General features: G+C 70.3%; 14 protein-coding genes and 1 tRNA gene. 7 read left to right on the top strand and 8 right to left on the bottom strand.

Going from position 1 to position 21,437, the window contains the following annotated elements; all coding sequences use genetic code 11:
* The first annotated feature begins 79 nt into the window (after positions 1 to 79).
* A complete protein-coding gene (locus tag NUV38_RS03100; RefSeq protein WP_257727701.1) occupies positions 80 to 1,282 on the top strand; it encodes a lipopolysaccharide biosynthesis protein in 1,203 nt (400 codons plus the stop codon).
* A gap of 33 nt (positions 1,283 to 1,315) precedes the next feature.
* Here the strand turns inward: NUV38_RS03100 and polA are convergent, their stop codons facing one another.
* Positions 1,316 to 3,979, bottom strand: a complete 2,664-nt coding sequence (polA, locus tag NUV38_RS03095; protein WP_257727700.1) for a DNA polymerase I — start codon at positions 3,977 to 3,979, stop codon at positions 1,316 to 1,318.
* 731 nt (positions 3,980 to 4,710) lie between these two features.
* On the bottom strand, positions 4,711 to 5,322 hold the full coding sequence (locus NUV38_RS03090; protein ID WP_257727699.1) for a GNAT family N-acetyltransferase: 612 nt from the start codon (positions 5,320 to 5,322) through the stop codon (positions 4,711 to 4,713).
* Between the two features lie 102 nt (positions 5,323 to 5,424).
* Here NUV38_RS03090 and NUV38_RS03085 point away from each other — a divergent pair, with 102 nt between their 5' ends.
* The 5 genes from NUV38_RS03085 to NUV38_RS03065 all read left to right on the top strand — a co-directional run bounded on the left by NUV38_RS03085 (position 5,425) and on the right by NUV38_RS03065 (position 10,429).
* On the top strand, positions 5,425 to 6,240 hold the full coding sequence (locus NUV38_RS03085; protein ID WP_257727698.1) for a DUF554 domain-containing protein: 816 nt from the start codon (positions 5,425 to 5,427) through the stop codon (positions 6,238 to 6,240).
* 121 nt (positions 6,241 to 6,361) lie between these two features.
* Entirely contained in the window at positions 6,362 to 7,705 is a 1,344-nt protein-coding gene (locus NUV38_RS03080) for a branched-chain amino acid ABC transporter permease (RefSeq protein ID WP_257727697.1), read from the top strand.
* 10 nt (positions 7,706 to 7,715) lie between these two features.
* Positions 7,716 to 8,711, top strand: a complete 996-nt coding sequence (locus NUV38_RS03075; RefSeq protein ID WP_257727696.1) for a branched-chain amino acid ABC transporter permease — start codon at positions 7,716 to 7,718, stop codon at positions 8,709 to 8,711.
* Positions 8,701 to 9,603: an ABC transporter ATP-binding protein gene (locus NUV38_RS03070; RefSeq protein ID WP_257727695.1), complete on the top strand. Its 903-nt coding sequence runs from the start codon at positions 8,701 to 8,703 to the stop codon at positions 9,601 to 9,603. The genes NUV38_RS03075 and NUV38_RS03070 overlap by 11 nt, the downstream gene beginning before the upstream one ends.
* Position 9,604: 1 nt before the next feature.
* A complete protein-coding gene (locus NUV38_RS03065) occupies positions 9,605 to 10,429 on the top strand; it encodes an ABC transporter ATP-binding protein (RefSeq protein ID WP_055965867.1) in 825 nt (274 codons plus the stop codon).
* A gap of 685 nt (positions 10,430 to 11,114) precedes the next feature.
* Here the strand turns inward: NUV38_RS03065 and NUV38_RS03060 are convergent.
* Together NUV38_RS03060 and NUV38_RS03055 are read right to left on the bottom strand one after the other, a co-directional pair.
* Complete coding sequence (locus NUV38_RS03060; RefSeq protein WP_257727694.1) at positions 11,115 to 12,380, bottom strand: ABC transporter substrate-binding protein; 1,266 nt, start codon at positions 12,378 to 12,380, stop codon at positions 11,115 to 11,117.
* A 130-nt stretch (positions 12,381 to 12,510) separates the two neighbouring features.
* A complete protein-coding gene (locus NUV38_RS03055; RefSeq protein ID WP_374625892.1) occupies positions 12,511 to 13,179 on the bottom strand; it encodes an ANTAR domain-containing response regulator in 669 nt (222 codons plus the stop codon).
* A gap of 29 nt (positions 13,180 to 13,208) precedes the next feature.
* Here NUV38_RS03055 and NUV38_RS03050 point away from each other — a divergent pair.
* Positions 13,209 to 13,291: transfer RNA gene (locus NUV38_RS03050), tRNA-Leu, on the top strand.
* 50 nt (positions 13,292 to 13,341) lie between these two features.
* Here the strand turns inward: NUV38_RS03050 and NUV38_RS03045 are convergent.
* The 4 genes from NUV38_RS03045 to gltB form a co-directional block, all read right to left on the bottom strand.
* Positions 13,342 to 13,608 (bottom strand): DUF3072 domain-containing protein, encoded by a 267-nt coding sequence (locus NUV38_RS03045; RefSeq protein WP_257727693.1) that lies wholly within the window; start codon positions 13,606 to 13,608, stop codon positions 13,342 to 13,344.
* A 58-nt stretch (positions 13,609 to 13,666) separates the two neighbouring features.
* Positions 13,667 to 15,124 (bottom strand): pyruvate kinase, encoded by a 1,458-nt coding sequence (gene pyk, locus NUV38_RS03040; RefSeq protein WP_257727692.1) that lies wholly within the window; start codon positions 15,122 to 15,124, stop codon positions 13,667 to 13,669.
* Positions 15,125 to 15,292: 168 nt separating this feature from the next.
* Positions 15,293 to 16,774 (bottom strand): glutamate synthase subunit beta, encoded by a 1,482-nt coding sequence (locus NUV38_RS03035; RefSeq protein ID WP_257727691.1) that lies wholly within the window; start codon positions 16,772 to 16,774, stop codon positions 15,293 to 15,295.
* Positions 16,767 to 21,272 carry a glutamate synthase large subunit gene (gltB, locus tag NUV38_RS03030; protein WP_374625913.1) on the bottom strand — a complete coding sequence of 1,502 codons (4,506 nt, stop codon included), beginning with the start codon at positions 21,270 to 21,272 and terminating at the stop codon, positions 16,767 to 16,769. Before gltB ends, NUV38_RS03035 begins: the two co-directional genes overlap by 8 nt.
* Between the last annotated feature and the right edge of the window lie 165 nt (positions 21,273 to 21,437).

Below are 21,437 nucleotides of genomic sequence, written 5' to 3'. Positions count from 1 at the left end.
GGACAGACTAGGTGAGCACGACTCCCCCGCCGGGCGATTCGACGAGGCGCGGGAACCAGGCCGTCGCTAGGGTTGCCCGGTGACGAGCACCAGCCACCGCCTCTCGAGCGGATCGACGGTGGCCCTCGGCATGATGGGGATGAACGTCGCCATCTACGGGTTCACGGTCGCGGCCGCCCGCAGCCTGGTACCCGCCGAGCTGGGCGCCCTGGTCGCCCTCCTCGGCATCCTGCTCATGGGCAACGTGGTGTCGCTCGGCATCCAGGCCGTCACGGCCCGACGCATCGCCGTGGCCCCCGACGATCGCGCCGACGTCGTCGGAGTGGTGGTGCGGGTGACGGCCGCAGCAGCGCTGGCGGTGGGCGCCGTCGTGGCGCTGCTGTCGGTGGTGCTCGTGCCGCTGCTGCGCCTCGACTCACCGTGGCCGATCATCCTCGCCGGACTGACCCTCGTTCCCCTCACCGTGATGGGCGCCCAGGCCGGTGTCGCACAGGGCTCGGAGCGGTGGGGGTCACTCACGGCGATCTACCTCGCGAACGGGCTCGGCCGCCTCGTCCTCGGGACGGCCGCGATCCTCGTGGAGCCGTCCGCCACGTCGGCGATGGTAGGCATCGCGCTCGGTGCGTGGGTGCCGGTCCTGGTCGGCGCGCCGCTCCTGCGCGGCCACGTCCTGCACCCGCACGGGATCAGCCGCCGTCCGCTCGTGCGCGAGGCCGTCCTCGGCTCGCACGCCCTGCTCGCCTACTTCGTCCTGAGCAGCCTCGACGCCCTGGTGGCCCGCAACCGGTTCGAGGCGCACGAGGCCGGGCTCTACGCGGCCGGGCTCATCCTCTCGAAGGCCGCCCTGTTCGCCCCGCAGTTCGTCAGCGTGGTCCTGTTCCCTGACCTGGCCCGCGACGAGACCCGCCGGGCCCGGAACCAGGCAGTGCTGGCCGTGGCGGGTCTCGGAGCCCTGGCCGTCGTCGCGACGGCGCTGCTGCCGCGGCTCGCGCTCGTGCTCGTCGGTGGCGAGCGGTACGACGAGATCGCCGGTCGTCTGTGGCTCTTCGCCCTCGCCGGGTCCTGCCTGGCGGTCGTGCACCTGCTCGTCTTCGACGCGCTCGCCCGTCACGCCCACGGGGTGGTCGTGCTGGTGTGGGCCGGCGCCGCCGTCGTGGTGGGCGTCGCCTACGGGCTCGACGTGCACCTGACCGGACTGGTGACCACGGTGGCCTCGGTCTCGGCCGTGCTGGCCGTCATCGTCTGGTTCGTCCCGGGCAGGACGACCGCGCAGGAGCACTGACGGCCCGTGGTCCCGCGTGGGTCCGCTCAAGGTTCAGTGCGCGGCCTCGTGCCACGTGCGACCGGTGCCGACCGACACGTCGAGCGGGACCGACAGGTCGGCCGCCGCGGCCATCTGCTCACGGACCAACGCCTCAAGCGCGTCGCGCTCGCCCTCGGCGACCTCGAGCACGAGCTCGTCGTGGACCTGCAGCAGCAGCCGTGACCGCAGGCCCTGCTCGCGCAGGGCGGCGTCGACGCCGAGCATGGCGACCTTGATGATGTCGGCCGCCGACCCCTGGATGGGAGCGTTGAGGGCCATGCGCTCGGCCATCTCCCGCCGCTGGCGGTTGTCGCTCACCAGGTCCGGCAGGTAGCGCCGCCGACCGAGGATCGTCGCGGTGAAGCCGGTCTGGCGGGCCTCCTCGACGACGCCGTGCAGGTAGTCGCGCACACCGCCGAAGGTCTCGAAGTAGTCGTCCATGAGGCCCTGCGCCTCACCGGTGGAGATCTGCAGCTGCTGACTCAGGCCGTAGGCCGAAAGCCCGTAGGCCAGGCCGTAGTTCATCGCCTTGATGCGGGCCCGCAGCCCACCGTCGATGTCGGTGGGCTCGCGCTCGAAGACCTTGGCCGCCATGACGGTGTGGAAGTCGTGGCCCGACCGGAACGCCTCGATGAGGTCGGCGTCCTCGGACAGGTCGGCCATGATCCGCATCTCGATCTGGCTGTAGTCGGCGGTCAGGAGCGTCTCGTAGCCCTCGCCGACGGTGAAGGCCTCGCGGATGCGTCGGCCCGACTCGGTGCGGATCGGGATGTTCTGCAGGTTCGGGTCGGCCGAGCTGAGCCGGCCCGTGGCCGCGATGGTCTGGAAGTAGGTCGTGTGGATGCGCCCGTCCGGCTGCACGGTCTTCTGCAGGCCCTCGACCGTCTGCCGCAGCCGCGTGACGTCGCGGTGGGCGAGCAGGTGCTCGAGGAACGGGTGCTCGGTCTTGACGAACAGCTGCTGCAGCGCCTCCGCGTCGGTGGTGTAGCCGGTCTTGGTGCGCTTGGTCTTGGGCATGTCGAGCTGGTCGAAGAGCACCTCCTGCAGCTGCTTGGGCGAGCCGAGGTTCACCTCACGGCCGATCGCCGCGTAGGCCTCGTCGGCCGCGGCCACCATGCGCTCGGTGAACTCGGCGTGCAAGGCGTCGAGGTGGTCGGTGTCGACCGCGATGCCGGCGGTCTCGGCCCGGGCGAGCACGTCGACGAGCGGCAGCTCGAGGTCGTCGAGCAGGTCGAGGGACTCCTGCTGCTCCAGCTCCTCGCGCAGCACGGCCCAGAGGTCGAGGGTGGCGCGGGCTCGCTGCGCAGCACCCTCGGCGCCGGCCGTGTCGTCGTCGAACGCGAGCTGCCCGGAGTCGTCGCTCACCGCGATGTCGCGCTTGAGCGAGCGCAGGGCGAGGTCCGCGAGGTCGTAGGAGCGCTGGTCCGGCCGCACCAGGTAGGCCGCGAGCGCGGTGTCGGCGACGAGGCCCTGCATCGTCCAGCCCTGCGCGGCGAGGGCGTGCAGCTGCCCCTTGGCGTCGTGCATGACCTTGGGACGCGCCGGATCGGCCAACCACCCCTGGAGGGCGGCGTCGTCGTCGGGTCCGAGGGACTCCGGGGACAGCGAGACGGCGCGGCCGCCGGGCGTGGCGATCGTGACGGTGTCGACGCGGGGGCCGACGGGTCGCAGGACGCCCGCCACCTCGACGCCGACGGCCTCCTCGCCCAGGTGTTCATCGATCCAGGCCGCGAGGCCACCCTCCCCCGGCAGGTCGAGCTCGACCTCGACCGAGGCCGCGTCGGTGGTGGCCTCGTCGCCGCCACCGAGGTACTCGAACAGTCGCGTGCGCAGCGCCGCGAACTCGAGCGCGTCGAAGACCTGGTGGATGGCGTCGCGGTTCCACTCGGTGCTGAACGCCAGGTCGGCGGGCTTGGCGGGGAGGTCGAGGTCGCGGATGAGCGCGTTGATCCGTCGGTTGCGCAGGACGGAGTCGAGGTGCTCGCGCAGCGACTCCCCCGCCTTGCCGGGGACCGCGTCGACGTCGGCCACGAGCGCCTCGAGGGAGCCGTGCTGGTTGATCCACTTGGCCGCGGTCTTGGGACCCACGCCGGGGACGCCGGGCAGGTTGTCGCTCGTCTCGCCCACCAGGGCGGCGATCTCGGGGTAGTGCTCGGGCGTGACGCCGTACTTCTCCTCGACGGCCGCCGGCGTCATGCGCACGAGGTCGGAGACACCCTTGCGCGGGTACAGCACCGTGGTGGTGTCGGTGACCAGCTGGAGCGCATCGCGGTCGCCGGTGCAGATCAGCACCTCCATCCCGGCGGCCTGCGCCTGGGTGGCAAGGGTGCCGATGATGTCGTCGGCCTCGAAGCCGTCCTTCTCGAAGCTCGTGATCCCGAGGGCGGCGACCACGTCCTTGATGAGCGTGACCTGGCCCTTGAACTCGTCGGGGCTCTTGGCGCGGTTGCCCTTGTACTCGGCGTACTCCTCGGTGCGGAACGTCCGGCGCGAGACGTCGAACGCCACGCCGACGTGCGTGGGCTGCTCGTCGCGCAGCACGTTGATCAGCATCGAGGTGAACCCGAACACCGCGTTGGTGTGCTGGCCCGTGGTGGTGGAGAAGTTCTCCACGGGCAGGGCGAAGAAGGCACGGTAGGCGACGGAGTGACCGTCGATCAGCAGCAGTCGATCCACGCGCTCGACTCTAGACGCAGGGGCCGACACGGCTCGGCGTGCGGGGCGCCGGTGGTGGCCCCCGGCGCTGGTCGCGTCTCGGGCCTGCTGCGGGGCGTCGGCTCGCTCCTGCGCAGCCTGCGGGGGCGTCGGCTTGCTGCTGCGCAGCCTGCGGGGGCGTCGGCGTTGCTGCGCTGCCGGCGGGGGCATCGGCTCGCTGCTGCGCAGCCTGCGGGGGCTTCTGCTCACTGCTGCGCTGCCTCGGCTCCCGCCGGGGTCGGCCTTCGAGAGGGCCTCGACCGGGCGGCCGGCGCCGGGCTCGGCCCGGGTTCTCGGGCTGTGGCGGGTGCTGGTCGGACGCAGGATCCTGCGTTCGCGTGTGGGGGACGCAGGATTCTGCGTTGGCGTGTGGGGGACGCAGGATTCTGCGTTCGCGTGCTGGACGTCGAAGGCTTCCGCGTTCGTGTCGGGATCCGGTCGCGAACGCAGCATCGTTCGGGCCTGCGCACGTGAACGCAGCATCATGGCCGCCCGGCCGCGCGGGGCGGCAGGGATGCTTCCTTCCCGTGGACCGGTCCACGAGAAGGAAGAATCCCTGACCCCCTGCTCTCGTCATCGGTGGATCCTCAACCTCTGCGAGCCGTCTGCGGTGGAGGATCCACCGATGGCAGGCACGAACGAAGCATCCTGCGCCGATCACACGCGAACGAAGAATCGTGCGTCACCCGCAGTGCCTCGGCGGGAGCCGACCCTCAGACCTTGTCGGCGCGCCGCTCGTCCTGGCGGCGACGCAGCGTCCGGCGGACGGCGATCAGCTTGCCGGTGTCCTTGGAGTGCGTGGCCTTGGAGCTGAGGCGCGAGCGGAGCCGGCTGGCCTGGATCGCCCGCACCGCCGCGACCTGGGTGAAGCCGATCTTGGTGAGGTAGCGGTGCGGCTCGCGCGCCATGAGCGGGATGGCCGCCACGACGATCTCGCAGGCGTGCTCCTCGCCGTAGGTGGCGGCGGCCGACAGCAGCGTGGCGGCGACGTTGCGTCGACGGTGGCGCGGCGAGACCTGGATGTCGGTGACGAGCAGGATCGGCGTGAGCGTGATCGGCGTCAGGGTGCTGAGGTCGCACACCGTGGCGCCGACGATCTCGCCGTCGACGAGGGCCACGATGATGCGCTTGCCCGGCTTGGCCAGGTTCTGCTCGATGGCCGACGCGGCCTCGGCGACACTCGGCTCACGGAACAGGGACTGGTACGAGAAGGCCTCAGCACCCTCGGCGTCGCTCGCCCTGGCCGACTCCGCCCACAGCTCGACGAGAGCGGCTGCGTCCTCGGGCACCGCGTCGCGCATCACGATCGGTGAACGAGTGGCCATGGTGTCCTCGGCGGGAGTGGTGTCTGGACCGGGTCGGCGCCAGTGCCACGATGGGCGACGTCGGGGTGGGTCGCGCCGGCAACGGCGAGAAGGAGAGCGTACATGTTCATCGGGGCAGGCACGCTCACCAACGTGCTCACCGTGCTCGTCGGCGGTGGGCTCGGACTCCTCGTGGGGCACCGCCTCCCCGAACGCGTCCGCACGACCGTCACGTCGGCGCTCGGCCTGGTCACGCTGCTCATCGCCGCCGACGCCGCCGCGGCCGTGAACAGCGACGCCCTGACCTCTGCGACCGGACGCGGCGCGCCGACGCTCGTCGTGCTCGGCTCGCTCGCCGTGGGCGGGATCATCGGGTCCTTCGCCCGGCTCGAGGACCGGCTCGAGGACCTGGGCGCGATCCTGCAGCGCCGCCTCGGTGGCTCGTCCTCGCGCCCGGTCCCCCTGGACGATCCCGCCGGCCCCACCACCGACGGTGCTGCCGCCACCGACGGCCCCGAGGACGGCGACCGCGAACGGTTCGTGCAGGGATTCGTCATCGCCTCGCTCGTGTTCTGCGTCGGGCCGCTCACCATCCTGGGCTCGCTCAACGAGGGACTCGGCCGCGGCGCCGAGCAGCTGCTGCTCAAGTCCACCCTCGACGGCTTCGCCGCGCTGGCCTTCGCGGCCGCCTTCGGCGTCGGCGTGCTCGCGTCCGCGCTCTCCGTGCTGGTGGTGCAGGGATCGCTCACGGGTCTCGGCGTCCTCGTCGGTGGCCTGCTGCCCGCTGCGCACCTCGACGCCGTGGGCGCGACCGGCGGCCTCATCCTCGTCGGGGTCGCGCTGCGGCTGCTCGACCTGAAGCAGCTCCCGGTGGCCGACCTGCTGCCCGCCCTGCTGGTGGCCCCCGCTCTCACGCAGCTCGCCGTCGCTCTCGCCTGAGTCGACTTCACAGAACTGTTACCTGGCGAGTCTCCGGATCGGGCCGCCTGCCACCCTCCCGGGGATATAGTCCCCGGGACGAAGGCGCCACCTGCGCTGCCCGAACCTCCAGGAGACCTGCGTGCGACTGACATCCAAGGTCCTCGTGTCGGCGATCCTGGCGTGCCTGGTCGTCCTGGTGCCGCTCGGCGGCGCCTCGGCCACCGACGCGCCATCGCCCAGCACGAGCCCCTCGGCACCCACCGCGGCTGCCACCCCGCCGGACGGCCCGTACGTGGGCGTCACGCTGCGGAACAGCGGTGCCGACGGCGGTCCCATCGCCGGCGCCACGCTGACGGCCTCCACGTCCGACGGCACGGAGGTCGGCGAGGCGACCACGGGTCCCGAGGGCCGAGCCTTCATCCCGATCCCCGAGCGCGGCACCTACGTCGTCACCCTCGACGTGGACTCGCTCCCAGCCGGCATCGAGTTCGCCGGAAGCCCCGAGCGCACCGTCAATGCGCTGCTCGACGGCGGCAACTTCGTGCAGTTCCAGATCGGCGTCGCCGAGAAGGTCGGTCCGTCCTTCGGTGAGCGGTTCTCCGCCGCCATGGTCAACGGCGTCAAGTTCGGCCTCATCATCGCCCTCGCGGCGCTCGGGCTCTCGCTGATCTTCGGCACCACGAAGCTCACCAACTTCTCGCACGGCGAGCTGATCACCTTCGGCGCGATCGCGACCTACGTCGCGAACCGTGCCTTCGGCCTCCCCGTGATCCTCGCCATCGTCGCGGCGGTGATCGCGTCCGCGGTCTTCGGCTGGCTCCAGGACAAGTTCCTCTGGAAGCCGTTGCGCAGCAAGGGCGTCGGGATCATCGCGATGATGATCGTCTCGATCGGCTTCGGGCTCTTCCTGCGCAACATCTTCCAGTACACGTTCGGCGGCTCGCGCCGATCGCTGTCGCAGTACGTCAACCAGGGTCGTGAGTCGTACGGTCCCTTCTCGTTGGCCGACAAAGAGCTCGCCATCATCGGCGTCGCGGTCGTCGTCCTGACCGTCACCTGCGTCGTGCTCATGAAGACCCGCCTGGGCAAGTCGATGCGCGCGGTGGCCGACAACCCGGCGCTCTCGGCGTCGTCGGGACTGCGCGTCGACGGCGTCATCCGGTCGGTCTGGGTGCTGGGCACCGCGCTGACCGGCCTGGCCGGCGGCCTGCTCGCCGTCAACAGCCAGGTCAACTTCCTCATGGGGTTCAAGCTGCTGCTGCTCGTCTTCGCCGCGGTCACCCTCGGCGGACTGGGCACCATCTGGGGCGCCCTCGTCGGCTCCATGATCATCGGGATCATGGTCGAGGTCGGCACGCTCGAGATCGGCTGGTGGCCCGGAGTCCCCTCGTCCATCAAGGAGGTCGGCGCGCTCATCGTGCTGATCCTCATCCTGCTGATCCGGCCGCAGGGCATCCTCGGCCGCGCCGAGCGGATCGGCTGAAAGGGCTCTCATGGACTTCGGAAGCATGCTGAGCGCGGCACTCTCCTCCGCGCTGGGACCTCAGGCGATCGTGTTCGCACTCGCCGCCATCGGCCTCAACATCCACTTCGGCTACACCGGCCTGCTGAACTTCGGCCAGGCCGGGTTCATGGCGGTCGGTGCCTATGGCCTCGCCGTCACCGTCGTCACCTACGACCAGTCGTTCTGGCTGGGCGTCGTGGTGGCGATCCTCGCCCCGGTCCTGCTCGCGATCGTGCTGGGCGTGCCCACCCTGCGGCTCCGGGCCGACTACCTGGCCATCGCGACCATCGCGACCGCCGAGATCCTGCGCCTCATCTTCGGCGCGGTCGAGACGAAGGACGTGTTCGGCGGCTCCAACGGCCTCACCGGCTTCGCGAGCACGTTCCAGGACCTCAACCCCTACAGCTCGGGCATCGACCTCGGCGTCGTCGCCTTCCGCAGGGGTGATCTGTGGTCGCTGACGGTCGGCTGGGTCCTCGTGGCGCTCGGTTGCCTCCTGGTCTGGCTCCTCATGCGCAGCCCGTGGGGGCGCGTCCTGCGCTCCATCCGCGAGGACGAGGACGCCGTGCGCTCGCTGGGCAAGAACGTCTTCGCCTACAAGATGCAGGCGCTGATCCTCGGTGGCGTCTTCGGTGGTCTGGCGGGACTCTTCCTGGCCCTCAAGCAGGCCTCGGTGGTCCCGAGCGACTACTCGACCAACATCACGTTCTTCGCCTACACGGCCCTGCTCATCGGCGGCGCGGCACGCGTCCTCGGACCGGTGGTCGGCGCGATGATCTTCTGGTTCCTCATGTCCGGCATCGGCTCGTTCTTCAGCCAGGCCACGGCAGGCGACGACCCGCTCATCCCCGACTGGGCCATGAGCGACATCCAGGCCAGCCTGGTGCGACTCATCCTCGTCGGCCTGGGACTGATGCTCCTGATGATCTACCGACCCCAGGGAATCTTCGGAGACCGGAAGGAGCTGGCGATCGATGCCCGCTGACACCACCCACCAGGTCGACTCCCTCGCGGGGGTCGCGAACACCCCGGGCGTCGCCAAGCCCGACCCGATCCTCAAGGGCACCTCGATCACCCGACAGTTCGGTGGCCTCAAGGCCGTCGACGTCGACCACGTCGAGATCCAGCGGGGCGTCATCACGGCCCTCATCGGCCCGAACGGTGCGGGCAAGACGACGCTGTTCAACCTGCTGACCGGCTTCGACGCCCCCGACACCGGCGAGTGGTCCTTCAACGGCTCGTCGCTGCAGAAGGTGCCGGCCTACAAGGTCGCGCGCCGCGGCATGGTGCGCACGTTCCAGCTGACGAAGGTGCTCTCGCGCCTCACCGTCATCGAGAACATGCGCCTCGGTGCCACCGGCCAGCGAGGCGAGAGCTTCTGGTCCGCGCCCTTCCGCGCGCTGTGGTCCTCCCAGGAGGCCGAGATCACCGCCCGCGCGGACGAGCTGCTCGCGCGGTTCAAGCTCGACGCCAAGCGTGAGGACTTCGCCGGGTCGCTGTCCGGTGGTCAGCGCAAGCTCCTCGAGATGGCGCGCTCCCTCATGGTCGACCCCGAGCTGATCATGCTCGACGAGCCCATGGCCGGCGTGAACCCGGCGCTGAAGCAGTCGCTGCTCGGTCACGTGAAGTCGCTGCGCGACGAGGGCCGCACGGTCCTGTTCGTGGAGCACGACATGGACATGGTCCGTGACATCTCCGACTGGGTCATCGTCATGGCGCAGGGCAAGATCGTCGCCGAGGGCACGCCGGATCAGGTCATGTCCGACCAGGCCGTGATCGACGCCTACCTGGGTGCGCACCACGACACCGACATCACCGAGCTGGACGAGAGCGAGCTCGAGGCGGCCACCGAGGCCGAGCTCGACGAGGAGGCCTGACATGTCAGAGATCCACGAGCCCGGCCACGGCACCAGCCGCGAGGCGGCGCGCGACGCGAACTTCGCGGAGGAGCAGGCCAAGCACTCGGCCGGGGCCGAAGGTGCGATCCTGCGCGCCGACGGTCTGATCGCGGGCTACCTGCCGGGCGTGAACATCCTCAACAGCGCCGACCTCTACTGCCAGCCCGGTGAGCTCGTCGGCATCATCGGTCCGAACGGCGCCGGCAAGTCGACGCTGCTCAAGGCCCTGTTCGGCCTGGTGACCATCCACGAGGGCACCGTGACCCTCGACGGCGCCGAGATCACCAACCAGCGAGCCGACCAGCTGGTCACCAAGGGCATCGGCTTCGTGCCGCAGTCCAACAACGTGTTCCCGAGCCTGACGATCGAGGAGAACCTCGAGATGGGGTGCTACCAGGCACCCAAGCGGTTCGCCGAGAGGTTCGGGTTCGTGACGGACCTGTTCCCGCGGCTGGGCGAACGACGCAAGCAGCGGGCCGGCTCGCTGTCCGGCGGCGAGCGCCAGATGGTCGCCATGGGCCGGGCGCTCATGATGGACCCGAAGGTGCTGCTGCTCGACGAGCCCTCGGCCGGCCTCTCCCCCGTCCTGCAGGACGAGGTCTTCGTGCAGACGCGCAACATCAACAAGGCCGGCGTCTCGGTCATCATGGTCGAGCAGAACGCCAAGCGCTGCCTGCAGATCTGCGACCGCGGCTACGTGCTCGACCAGGGCCGCTCGGCCTACTCCGGCACGGGTCGCTCGCTCGGCAACGACCCCAAGGTCATCGAGCTCTACCTCGGCACGCTGGGCAAGAAGGCCAGCTGACGCCGCACCGCACCACCCACGACGAAGCCCCCTGGCCGACGGTCGGGGGGCTTCGTCGTGTCCCCGCCGCTCCCCCGACGCCCCGGGGCTGTGCCGAAGATTCCCAGGTCGACCTGGGAATCCTGCAGAAGCACGGGAAGCGATCTGCGCAGACGTGGGGAAGCCATGCAGCTCGGCCCCATCGGTGGATCAGCAACCACAGAGGACGTTCTGACGTTGCTGAGGCACCGATGGGTCGGATCCGGGCCTCCATCGGTGGATCTGGCACGTCGGGAGCGCAGGTGCGGTTGCTGAGCCACCGATGAGGGGCGCCCGGTGCGTCCTCCACCGAGTCCCCGCCCGCACGGTGACGTCTCCACCGTCTCAGCGCTGAGACGGTGGGATCCACGCCGCACACCCGGCTGGTCGATCCATCCGGTGGAAAAGTCACCGCTCGGGCGGGGAACGGCGCAGACCGCGGTCCGGAGGCTCGGCCGGGACGCTGGGATCGGCACGGTAAGCCTGCAGAAGCACGGGGAGCAACCCGTGCAGCTGCAGGGGAAGCCGTGCAGACCGGACGATTCCCAGGTCGACCTGGGAATCTCCGTGACGGCTGGGACGGGGCTGAAGGACTGGCGCGCGGAGATGACGAGGCCCCCGGGTGGAACCCGGGGGCCTCGTGCGGGACGTGCGCTACGTCAGCGGATCAGATGTTGCCGCTGATGTAGTCGACCGCCTTGTAGGTGTTGTCGGCGCCGTACTCGTAGATGCCGATCGAGGCGGCCGTGGGGCTGCCCGTCTCGCCGAGCTCGATCGGACCCGAGACACCGTCGTAGTCGATGTCCGTGCCGTCGGCGAGCAGGTCGGCGCACGCCTTGAACTCGGTGCACTTCTCGCCACCGGTCGTGACGCCCGGGATCTCCTTGGCGATCTTGTCGCCGCCGTCGCTGTCGGCCGCGATGGCCGCGAGCGCCGAGACGATGACCGCGTCGTAGGACTCCGCCGAGTAGGAGTAGTCCTTGAGGTCGGGGTCGACCTCGAGCAGACGGTCCTTGAAGTCACCCGAGGTCTCGGCACCGGGGATGGTGCCCTTGGTGCCCTCGAGCGTGCCGTCGGGCAGCTTGCCGCTGTAGTCGGCGGTGTTGCCGTCCACGAAGTAGGTCGAGACGTCCTTCGGGGCCACGCCGGCCTGGACCAGCTGCGGCACGATCGTCGTGGTCTCCTCGAAGGCGACCAGCACGACCGCGTCAGGCTTGGCGTCGGCGATCTCCTGGACCTGCGAGTCGTAGGACTGCGCGTTCTCGCCGTAGAAGACCGTGGCGGCGACCTTGCTGCCCGCGTTCTCCAGGCCCTTGCCGATCTCCTCGGCGAGGGTCTCGCCGTAGGCGTCCTGACGGGCGAGGATGGCGACGTTCTGCTTGCCGTCCTCGATCAGCAGGTTCGACATGACCGCACCCTGGAGGATGTCCGAGGGCGCCGTGCGGAAGTACAGGTCGGGCTTGGAGTAGTCGCCGTTGTCGAAGTCGGTCGACGTGTTGGCGGGCGAGAACATGACCGAGCCAGCCGACATGATCTTGTCGATGACCGTCATGGAGACGCCCGAGGAGGCCGCGCCGACGATGACGTCGGACTTGGCGTCGAGCAGCTTGTCGGTCTCGGCGGGCGCGATGCCCGAGTCGGTGTCGCCCGAGTCGGCCTTGACGCCCTTGACGTCCTTGCCGAGGACTCCCCCGGCCGCGTTGACGTCCTGGATGGCGAGGTCGACGCCAGCGAACTCCGGCGGGCCGAGGAACGCCAGGCTGCCGGTCTGGGGCAGCAGCGAGCCGACGGTGAGGACGCCGTCGGACCTCGAGGCCTGAGCCTTGTCGTCTCCGCCGTCTCCGCCGTCGTCGCCACCACCGCACGCGGCGAGCACGAGGGCGCCCGCTGCTGCGACCGTGGCCAGTCGCATGGTCCTGGTACTGCGCTTCATTGATCCTCCGGGGAACTGTGGTCCGGCCCCCGACGGGCCGAGCCGTAGGTCGAAACTAGTCGCCAGCAGGGTCACCGGGGTCAGCCTGGCAGGAATGTCGTGCTTCGTAGCCAAGTTGTAACCCGCGCGCTCAATCCGGCAGTTCTCCGGCGTCCCCACGAGTGGATCCGTCGACGCCGTGCTTGACCACGCGCTCGGCAACGGTCCTCATCGACATCCGCAGGTCCATGGCCGTTCGCTGGATCCAGCCGAAAGCCTCGGGCTCGCTCAGTCCCAGCGCCGCCTGCAGCTGGGCCTTGGCCCGCTCGACCACCTTGCGCGTCGCGAGCTGGTCGCTCAGGTCCTCGACCTCCGCCTCCAGGGCGGCCAGCTCCGCGAACCGGCTGCGGGCCATCTCGATGGCCGGCACCAGGTCGGAGGCGGTGAACGGCTTCACGAGGTAGGCCATGGCGCCGGACTCGCGCGCACGCTCGACCAGCTCGCGCTGGCTGAACGCCGTCAGCATCACCACGGGGGCGATCCGCTGGCCGGCGATCCGCGTCGCCGCGGCGATGCCGTCGAGCCGCGGCATCTTCACGTCCATCATCACGAGGTCGGGCTCGAGCGACGTGGCCAGCTCCACGGCCTCGAGCCCGTCGGCCGCCTGCCCGACGACGTCGTACCCCTCCTCCTCGAGCATCTCGGCGAGGTCGAGGCGGATCAGCGCCTCGTCCTCGGCGATGACGACGCGGGGCCGCGCGGCGGAGGCGTCGCGGGCGGCATCGTCGGGGAGGGCCGTCTCAGGTGGGGTGGGGCTCACGTGAGAAGGTTATCGGGCGCTCTGGGCGCGCCGACTTGGCGGAATGGTAGACGCGACGGTCTCAAAAACCGTTGTCCGAGAGGGCGTGCGGGTTCGAGTCCCGCAGTCGGCACCCCACCTGGCGCCACCCCCGCACCGTCGCGCCGGCGGGATCGCCGAGGCTCACGTCGACGTGGCGCGACCGGTCTCCTGCTGCAGCCGCTCGATGTGCTCGGAGGCCTCGGCCTTGGTGAGGTCGGCCGACAGCGTCTCCCCCGCGTCGCGGGCGAGCGTGTCCAGGTAGCTGCGCTGTGCCCCGGTCATGGGCTCGTCGCCGGTCACCCAGTCCTCCGGGTCCTTCTCGGTGGTCCCGCCCGCGTCGGCGCCGAGGACCTCCCCCGTCGAGTTCGTGGCGTCGTCGCCGTCAGAATGCATGTTCGATTCAGTCATGGTCCCACCGTAGGCCGGGACCCGGACAGGCGCTCGTCGAGCGACGGCGCGCGGCGACTCAGTCCTCGTCGGAGGGGTGCGCGTAGGCCGGCACGACCCGGTTGATCGCGTCGCCCATGCGGTGGATCCGCAGGGCGTTCGTGGATCCCGGGATGCCCGGAGGGGCACCGGCGACGATCACGACCTCCTCGCCCTGCGTGCAGCGCGCGACCTCGAGCAGGCGCTTGTCGACCTGCATCACCATCTCGTCGGTGTGCTTGACCTCGGGCACCAGGAAGGTCTCCACGCCCCAGGTGAGGGCGAGCTGGTTGCGGGTGAGCGGGTCGGGCGTGAACGCGATGACCGGGATGGCCGAGCGGTACCGCGACATGCGCCGGGCCGAGCCGCCGATCGTCGTGAACGCGACGACGTAGCGCGCGTCGATGGACTCGGCCACCGTGGCGGCGCCGCGGCAGATGATGCCGGCGCGGGTCTTGGCCTGCCAGGTGTAGGCGGCCATGCGCGGCAGGCCGTGGTCCTCGGTGGACTCGATGATGCGGGCCATGGTGCGCACGGTCTGGATCGGGTACTCCCCCACGCTCGTCTCGCCCGAGAGCATGACCGCGTCGGCCCCGTCGAGCACCGCGTTGGCGACGTCGGAGGCCTCGGCGCGCGTGGGGCGCGGTGCCGAGATCATCGACTCGAGCATCTGCGTGGCCACGATCACGGGCTTGGCGTTGCGTCGCGCCTTCTCGACGATGAGCTTCTGCACGATCGGCACGTCCTCGAGCGGCAGCTCGACGCCGAGGTCGCCGCGCGCGACCATGACGCCGTCGAAGGCGTCCATGATCTCGTCGAGGTTCTCGACCGCCTGGGGCTTCTCGATCTTCGCGATGACCGGACGGTGGATGTCGAGGTCGCGCATGACGCTGCGCACGTCGTCGGCGTCCCGGGCGTTGCGCACGAAGGAGAGCGCCACGAAGTCGACGCCCAGCTGCAGCGCGAAGCGCAGGTCGGCGATGTCCTTCTCGCTCATGGCCGGGACGCTCACGGCGACGCCGGGCAGGTTGATGCCCTTGTTGTTGCTGAGGCGCCCGGCGGTCTCGCAGATGGTGACGACGTCGGTGCTCGTGACCTCCACGGCGCGCAGGCGCACGCGGCCGTCGTCGACGAGGATCTCGTCACCGGGCGAGACGTCGCCCGGCAGCCCCTTGTAGGTCGTGGAGGCGCGCTCGGCGTCGCCGGGCACGTCGTCGACGGTGATGGTGAACCGGTCGCCCAGCGCGAGGTCCACCGGGCCGTCGGCGAACCGACCGAGCCGGATCTTGGGGCCCTGGAGGTCGGCGAGGATGGCGATCGCCTTGCCGGTGCGCTCGGCGGCCGCGCGCACGTGGCCGTAGTTCTCCTCGTGGTCGGCATGGTCGCCGTGACTCATGTTGAGTCGCGCGACGTCCATGCCCGCCTCGGCGAGCTGGAGGATGCGCTCGGCGGTCGCAACGGCCGGTCCGAGCGTGCAGACGATCTTGGCTCTACGCACACCCCGACCCTACCGACGTGGGACCAGTACCCGCGAGTCACTTTGTGGTGCGGCGCAACAAATCTCCCGACCGGCGGCTCCCCGACCACGAACGAGGGCCGGGAGCATCGCTCCCAACCCTCGTCGAACGCTGCCCTCGTCGGACGCAGTCCTCGTGACGTGCGGTCCTCAGACCATCATCGGCCGGTCGTTCGGCTTGATCGGACGCGGCAGGGGGCTGTGCCCACCGGTCAGGTACGCATCGACACCCGCAGCGGCCGAGCGGCCCTCCGCGATGGCCCACACGATGAGCGACTGGCCACGGCCCGCGTCGCCGGCGACGAACACACCCGGCACCGACGACATGAAGTTCTTGTCGCGCACGACGTTGCCGCGCTCGTCGAGGTCGACACCGAGCTGCTCGACGAGACCCTCGCGCTGCGGGCCGGTGAAGCCCATCGCGAAGAGGACCAGCTGGGCCGGCAGCACCTTCTCCGAGCCCGGAACCTCCTCGAAGCGACCGTCCTGCATCTCCACCTCGACGATGCGCAGACCCGAGACGTTGCCGTCGTCGTCGCCGACGAACTCCTTGGTGGAGACGGCGTACACGCGGTCGCCGCCCTCCTCGTGCGCCGACGCGACCCGGTAGGTCATCGGGTAGGTGGGCCACGGCTGGTTCTCCGGGCGGTCCTCCCCCGGCTGCGGCATGATCTCGAGGCTGGTGATGGATCGCGCACCCTGACGGATGGAGGTCCCGAGGCAGTCGGCGCCGGTGTCGCCGCCGCCGATGATGACGACGTCCTTGTCGGTGGCGAGGATCTGCTCCGACCCGTCCGTCGTCGGCTCGGCGCCCAGCGCGGCCCGGTTGGCCTGCGGCAGGAAGTCCATGGCCTGGTGGATGCCACCGAGCTCACGGCCCGGGGCGGGCAGGTCGCGGCGGACCGTGGAGCCGATGGCGAGGACGACGGCGTCGTAGCGGTCGCGCAGCTGGCTGCCGGTGAGCGTGTCACCCACCTGGACGCCGCTGCGGAACACGGTGCCCTCGCGCTGCATCTGCTCGATGCGTCGGTCGACGTGGACCTTCTCCATCTTGAACTCGGGGATGCCGTACCGCAGCAGTCCACCGGGCTTGTCGTCGCGCTCGTACACGGCCACCGTGTGACCGGCCCGCGTGAGCTGCTGGGCGACGGCGAGACCCGCCGGGCCCGACCCGACGACCGCGACGGTCTTGCCGGTCAGGTACTCAGGAGGCTCGGGACGCACGTTGCGCCACTCCCACGCCCGGTCGATGATCGAGACCTCGACGTTCTTGATGGTGACGGGCTCGCGGTTGATGCCGACGACGCAGGCCGTCTCGCACGGCGCGGGACACAGCCGACCGGTGAACTCGGGGAAGTTGTTGGTCGCGTGCAGCCGGTCGATCGCCTCGATCCAGTCGTCGCGCCACACCAGGTCGTTCCACTCCGGGATCAGGTTGCCCAGCGGGCAGCCCTGGTGGCAGAACGGGATGCCGCAGTCCATGCAGCGCCCGGCCTGCTCGGAGATGATCGGGAGCAACGCCTTGCCGGGCCCACCGGGGTAGACCTCGTTCCAGTCGTTGACCCGCTCGTCCACGGGACGACGGGGTGCCACCTCTCGGGCGGTCGTGATGAAACCTCGGGGATCAGCCACGTGCGGCCACCTCCATCATGCGTGCGGTCGTGTCGTCCTCGGACAGGCCCTCGGCCTCGGCCTCGGCCTTGGCGTCGAGCACCTTGCGGTAGTTGACGGGCATGACCTCGGTGAAGCGTGCGAGCGACTGCTCCCACGCGCCCAGCAGCTGCTCGGCCACGGCCGAGCCGGTCTCCTCGTGGTGCTTGGCGACGAGCGTCCTGAGCGACTCGGCCGCCTCGGACCCCGCCTCGACCGGGTTGAGCTCGACCATGTCGGGGTTGACCAGCGAGTGGTCGAGGTCCAGGACGTAGGCCTGTCCCCCGCTCATCCCGGCAGCGACGTTGCGACCCGTGGGGCCGAGGATCACCACCGTGCCGCCGGTCATGTACTCGAGCGCGTGGTCCCCCACACCCTCGACGACGGCCCGCGCACCGGAGTTGCGCACGCAGAACCGCTCGCCGACCTTGCCCCGCAGGTAGATCTCCCCGCTGGTGGCACCGAAGCCGATCACGTTGCCGGCCACGATCTGGGCCTCGGCCGCGAACCGTGCGTCCCGCGGCGGACGCACGATGATGCGGCCGCCGGACAGGCCCTTGCCCACGTAGTCGTTGCCGTCGCCCTCGAGGCGCAGTGTGATGCCGTGCGGCACGAAGGCGCCGAACGACTGGCCGGCCGACCCGAGGAAGGTCAGGTCGATGGTGTTCTCGGGCAGGCCCTCGCCGCGGTACCGCTTGGTCAGCTCGTGGCCGAGCATGGTGCCGACCGTGCGGTTGACGTTGCGGATCGCGAGCTGGGCCCGCACCGGCTCCCCACGCTCCAGCGCGTCGGCCGAGAGCCTGATGAGCTCGGCGTCGAGCGCGACGTCGAGGCCGTGGTCCTGGCCCGTGGTGTTGCGCAGCGAGGCACCCTCGGGCAGCTCAGGGACGTAGAGGATCGGCGACAGGTCGAGGCTCGCGGCCTTCCAGTGGTCGACGGCCTTCTTGACGTCGAGGACCTCGGCGTGGCCGACGGCCTCGTCGATCGACCGGAAGCCGAGCTCGGCGAGGTACTCGCGGACCTCCTGCGCCAGGAACTCGAAGAAGTTCACCACGTACTCGGCCTTGCCCGAGTACTTCTCGCGCAGCTGGCGGTTCTGCGTGGCCACGCCCACCGGGCAGGTGTCCAGGTGGCAGACCCGCATCATGATGCACCCGCTCACCACGAGCGGGGCCGTGGCGAAGCCGAACTCCTCGGCACCGAGGAGCGCCGCGATCACCACGTCGCGCCCGGTCTTGAGCTGGCCGTCGCACTGCACGACGATGCGGTCACGCAGCCCGTTGACCAGCAGCGTCTGCTGCGTCTCGGCCAGGCCGAGCTCCCACGGTCCGCCGGCGTGCTTGAGCGACGTCAGCGGGGAGGCGCCCGTGCCGCCGTCGTGGCCGGAGATCAGCACGACGTCGGCCTTGGCCTTCGAGACGCCCGCCGCGACCGTGCCGACACCGACCTCGGAGACCAGCTTGACGTGCACGCGGGCCGACGGGTTGGCGTTCTTGAGGTCGTGGATGAGCTGCTTGAGGTCCTCGATCGAGTAGATGTCGTGGTGCGGCGGGGGCGAGATGAGACCGACGCCAGGCGTGGAGTGCCGTGTCTTGGCCACCCACGGGTACACCTTCGGGCCGGGCAGCTGGCCACCCTCGCCGGGCTTGGCGCCCTGGGCCATCTTGATCTGGATGTCGTCGGCGTTGGAGAGGTACTCGCTCGTGACGCCGAAGCGGCCCGACGCGACCTGCTTGATCGAGGACCGCCGCTCGGGGTCGTAGAGACGCTCGGGGTCCTCGCCGCCCTCACCGGTGTTGGACTTGCCGCCGAGCCGGTTCATGGCGACGGCGAGCGTCTCGTGCGCCTCCTGGCTGATGGAGCCGTAGCTCATGGCCCCGGTCGAGAACCGCTTGACGATCTCGCTGACCGGCTCGACCTCGTCGATCGGCACGGGCGGACGCTCACCCTCCTTGAAGGTGAACAGGCCGCGCAGCGTCATGAGCCGCTCGGACTGGTCGTCCACGCGCTGCGTGTACTTCTTGAAGATGTCGTAGCGGCCCGACCGCGTGGAGTGCTGGAGACGGAACACCGTCTCGGGGTCGAACAGGTGCTCCGGACCCTCGCGGCGCCACTGGTACTCGCCGCCGACCTCCAGGAAGCGCCGGCGGCCGACGATGCCCTGGGACGGGTAGGCGCGGGCGTGCCGCGACGCGACCTCGGCCGCGATGACGTCGAGCCCGACGCCGCCGAGCTTGCTCGACGTGCCGGTGAAGTACGCGTCGACGACCTCGTGGGACAGGCCGACGCACTCGAAGATCTGTGCGCCCGTGTAGGAGGCGACGGTCGAGACGCCGATCTTGCTCATGACCTTCAGCACGCCCTTGCCGAGGCCGTAGGCCACGTTGCGCAGCGCCTGCTGGGGCTCGACGTCGCGCACGAAGTTGCCCTCGCGCGCCAGGTCCTCGGCCGACTCCAGCGCGAGGTACGGGTTCACCGCCGTGGCGCCGTAGCCGATGAGCAGGGCGACGTGGTGGACCTCGCGGACGTCGCCGGCCTCGACCAGCAGACCGGCCTGCGACCGCAGCTTCTCGCGCACCATGTGGTGGTGCACGGCCGCGGTGAGCAGCAGCGACGGGATGGGGGCGCGCTCGGAGTCGGAATGCCGGTCCGAGAGCACGATGATGCGCGCACCGTCGGCGACGGCCCGCGACACGTCGGCGCAGATCTCGTCGATCGTGGCGGCGAGCGCCTCGCCACCGCCGTTGACGTCGTACAGCCCGCGCACCACGTGCACGCTGAACCCCGGCATGTCGCCGTCCTTGTTCATGTGCCGGATCTTGGCGAGCTCGTCGTTGTCGATGACCGGGAACGGCAGCTGCAGCATGCGGCAGGAGGCCGGGCTCGGCTCGAGCAGGTTCGCCTCCGGCCCCATGGTGCCGGCGAGCGACGTGACGACCTCCTCGCGGATGGCGTCGAGCGGCGGGTTGGTCACCTGCGCGAACAGCTGGCTGAAGTAGTCGAACAGCATCCGCGGGCGGTCCGAGATCGCGGCGATGGGCGTGTCGGTGCCCATCGAGCCGATCGCCTCGGCACCGGTCCGGGCCAGCGGCGCGAGCAGGATCCGCAGGTCCTCCTCGCTGTAGCCGAAGACCTGCTGGCGACGGGTGACCGACGCGTGCGTGTGGATGATGTGCTCGAGGTCGGGCAGGTCCTCGAAGCGGACCAGCCCGGAGTAGAGCCACTCGTCGTAGGGCTGCTCACCGGCGAGCCGGTCCTTGATCTCCTCGTCCTCGACGACGCGGTGCTCGTCGAGGTCGAGCAGGAACATCTTGCCGGGCTCGAGCCGGCCCTTGCGCGTGATGGTCGCGGGGTCGAGGTCGAGCACGCCCGCCTCGGACGCGAGCACGACGAGACCGTCCTCGGTGATCCAGAACCGACCGGGCCGCAGGCCGTTACGATCCAGCACGGCACCGATCTGCGTCCCGTCGGTGAAGCAGACGCACGCCGGGCCGTCCCAGGGCTCCATGATCGAGGAGTGGAACTCGTAGAAGGCCCGTCGGGCCGGGTCCATGACGTCGTTGTTCTCCCAGGCCTCGGGGATCATCATCATCACGGCGTGCGGGAGCTCGCGTCCGCCCAGGTGCAGCAGCTCGAGCACCTCGTCGAGCGAGGCCGTGTCGCTGCCCTCGGGGTCGCAGATCGGGTACAGCCGGCTGAGGTCGCCGGGGATCAGCTCGCTCTCGAGCGTCGCCTCACGGGCCCGCATCCAGTTGCGGTTGCCCCGCGCGGTGTTGATCTCGCCGTTGTGCGCGACGAAGCGGAACGGGTGGGCGAGCGGCCAGCTGGGGAACGTGTTGGTGGAGAACCGGCTGTGCACGATCGCCAGCGCCGACTCCATGCGCTCGTCGAGCAGGTCGGGGAAGAACTCGTCGAGCTGCTCGGTGGTGAGCATGCCCTTGTAGACGAGCGTGCGCGACGACAGCGTCGGGAAGTAGACCCCGGTCTCGTGCTCGGCACGCTTGCGCAGGCAGTAGGCGAACCGGTCCAGCTCGATGCCCTCGCGCGACCGGTCGGTGGACTCCACGTAGAGCAGCTCGAACGACGGCATCGCACCGAAGGCCATGGACCCGAGGATCTCGGGCTTGACGGGCACGGGACGCCACCCGAGAACGGTCAGCGCCTCCTCGGCGGCGATCGCCTCGACCCGCTGCTTCGCCTCGGCGGCGGCCTCGGGCTCGGTCGGCAGGAACGCCAGTCCCACGGCGTAGTGGCCGGCGTCCGGCAGCGTGAACCCTTGCTCCTGCGCGACCGCCCGGACGAACCGGTCGGGCACCTGCATGAGGATGCCGGCACCGTCGCCGGTGTTCTCCTCGGCGCCCACCGCGCCGCGGTGGTCGAGGTTGCGCAGCGCCGTCAGGCCGTGCTGGACGATCTCGTTGCTCGGGACCCCCGAGAGCGTCGCGACGAACGCGACGCCGCAGGCGTCACGCTCGTGCATCGGGTCGTAGAGGCCCTGGGCGGCGGGCAGTGCCGAGAACTTGGGGGCAGAGAACTTCGGGCCGGCCGTGCGGGGCTGCTGGAGCTCAGGAGGAATGGATGCGCTCACCGAGAGGTCCCTTCTCGCGTCATCATGGATGGGTGCTGGACCACCGATGCGGTGGCC

Origin of the sequence: Aeromicrobium sp. 50.2.37 (assembly GCF_024655735.1) — a bacterium.
Lineage (GTDB): Bacteria > Actinomycetota > Actinomycetes > Propionibacteriales > Nocardioidaceae > Aeromicrobium.
This window is presented reverse-complemented; position numbering and strand designations above follow the sequence as displayed.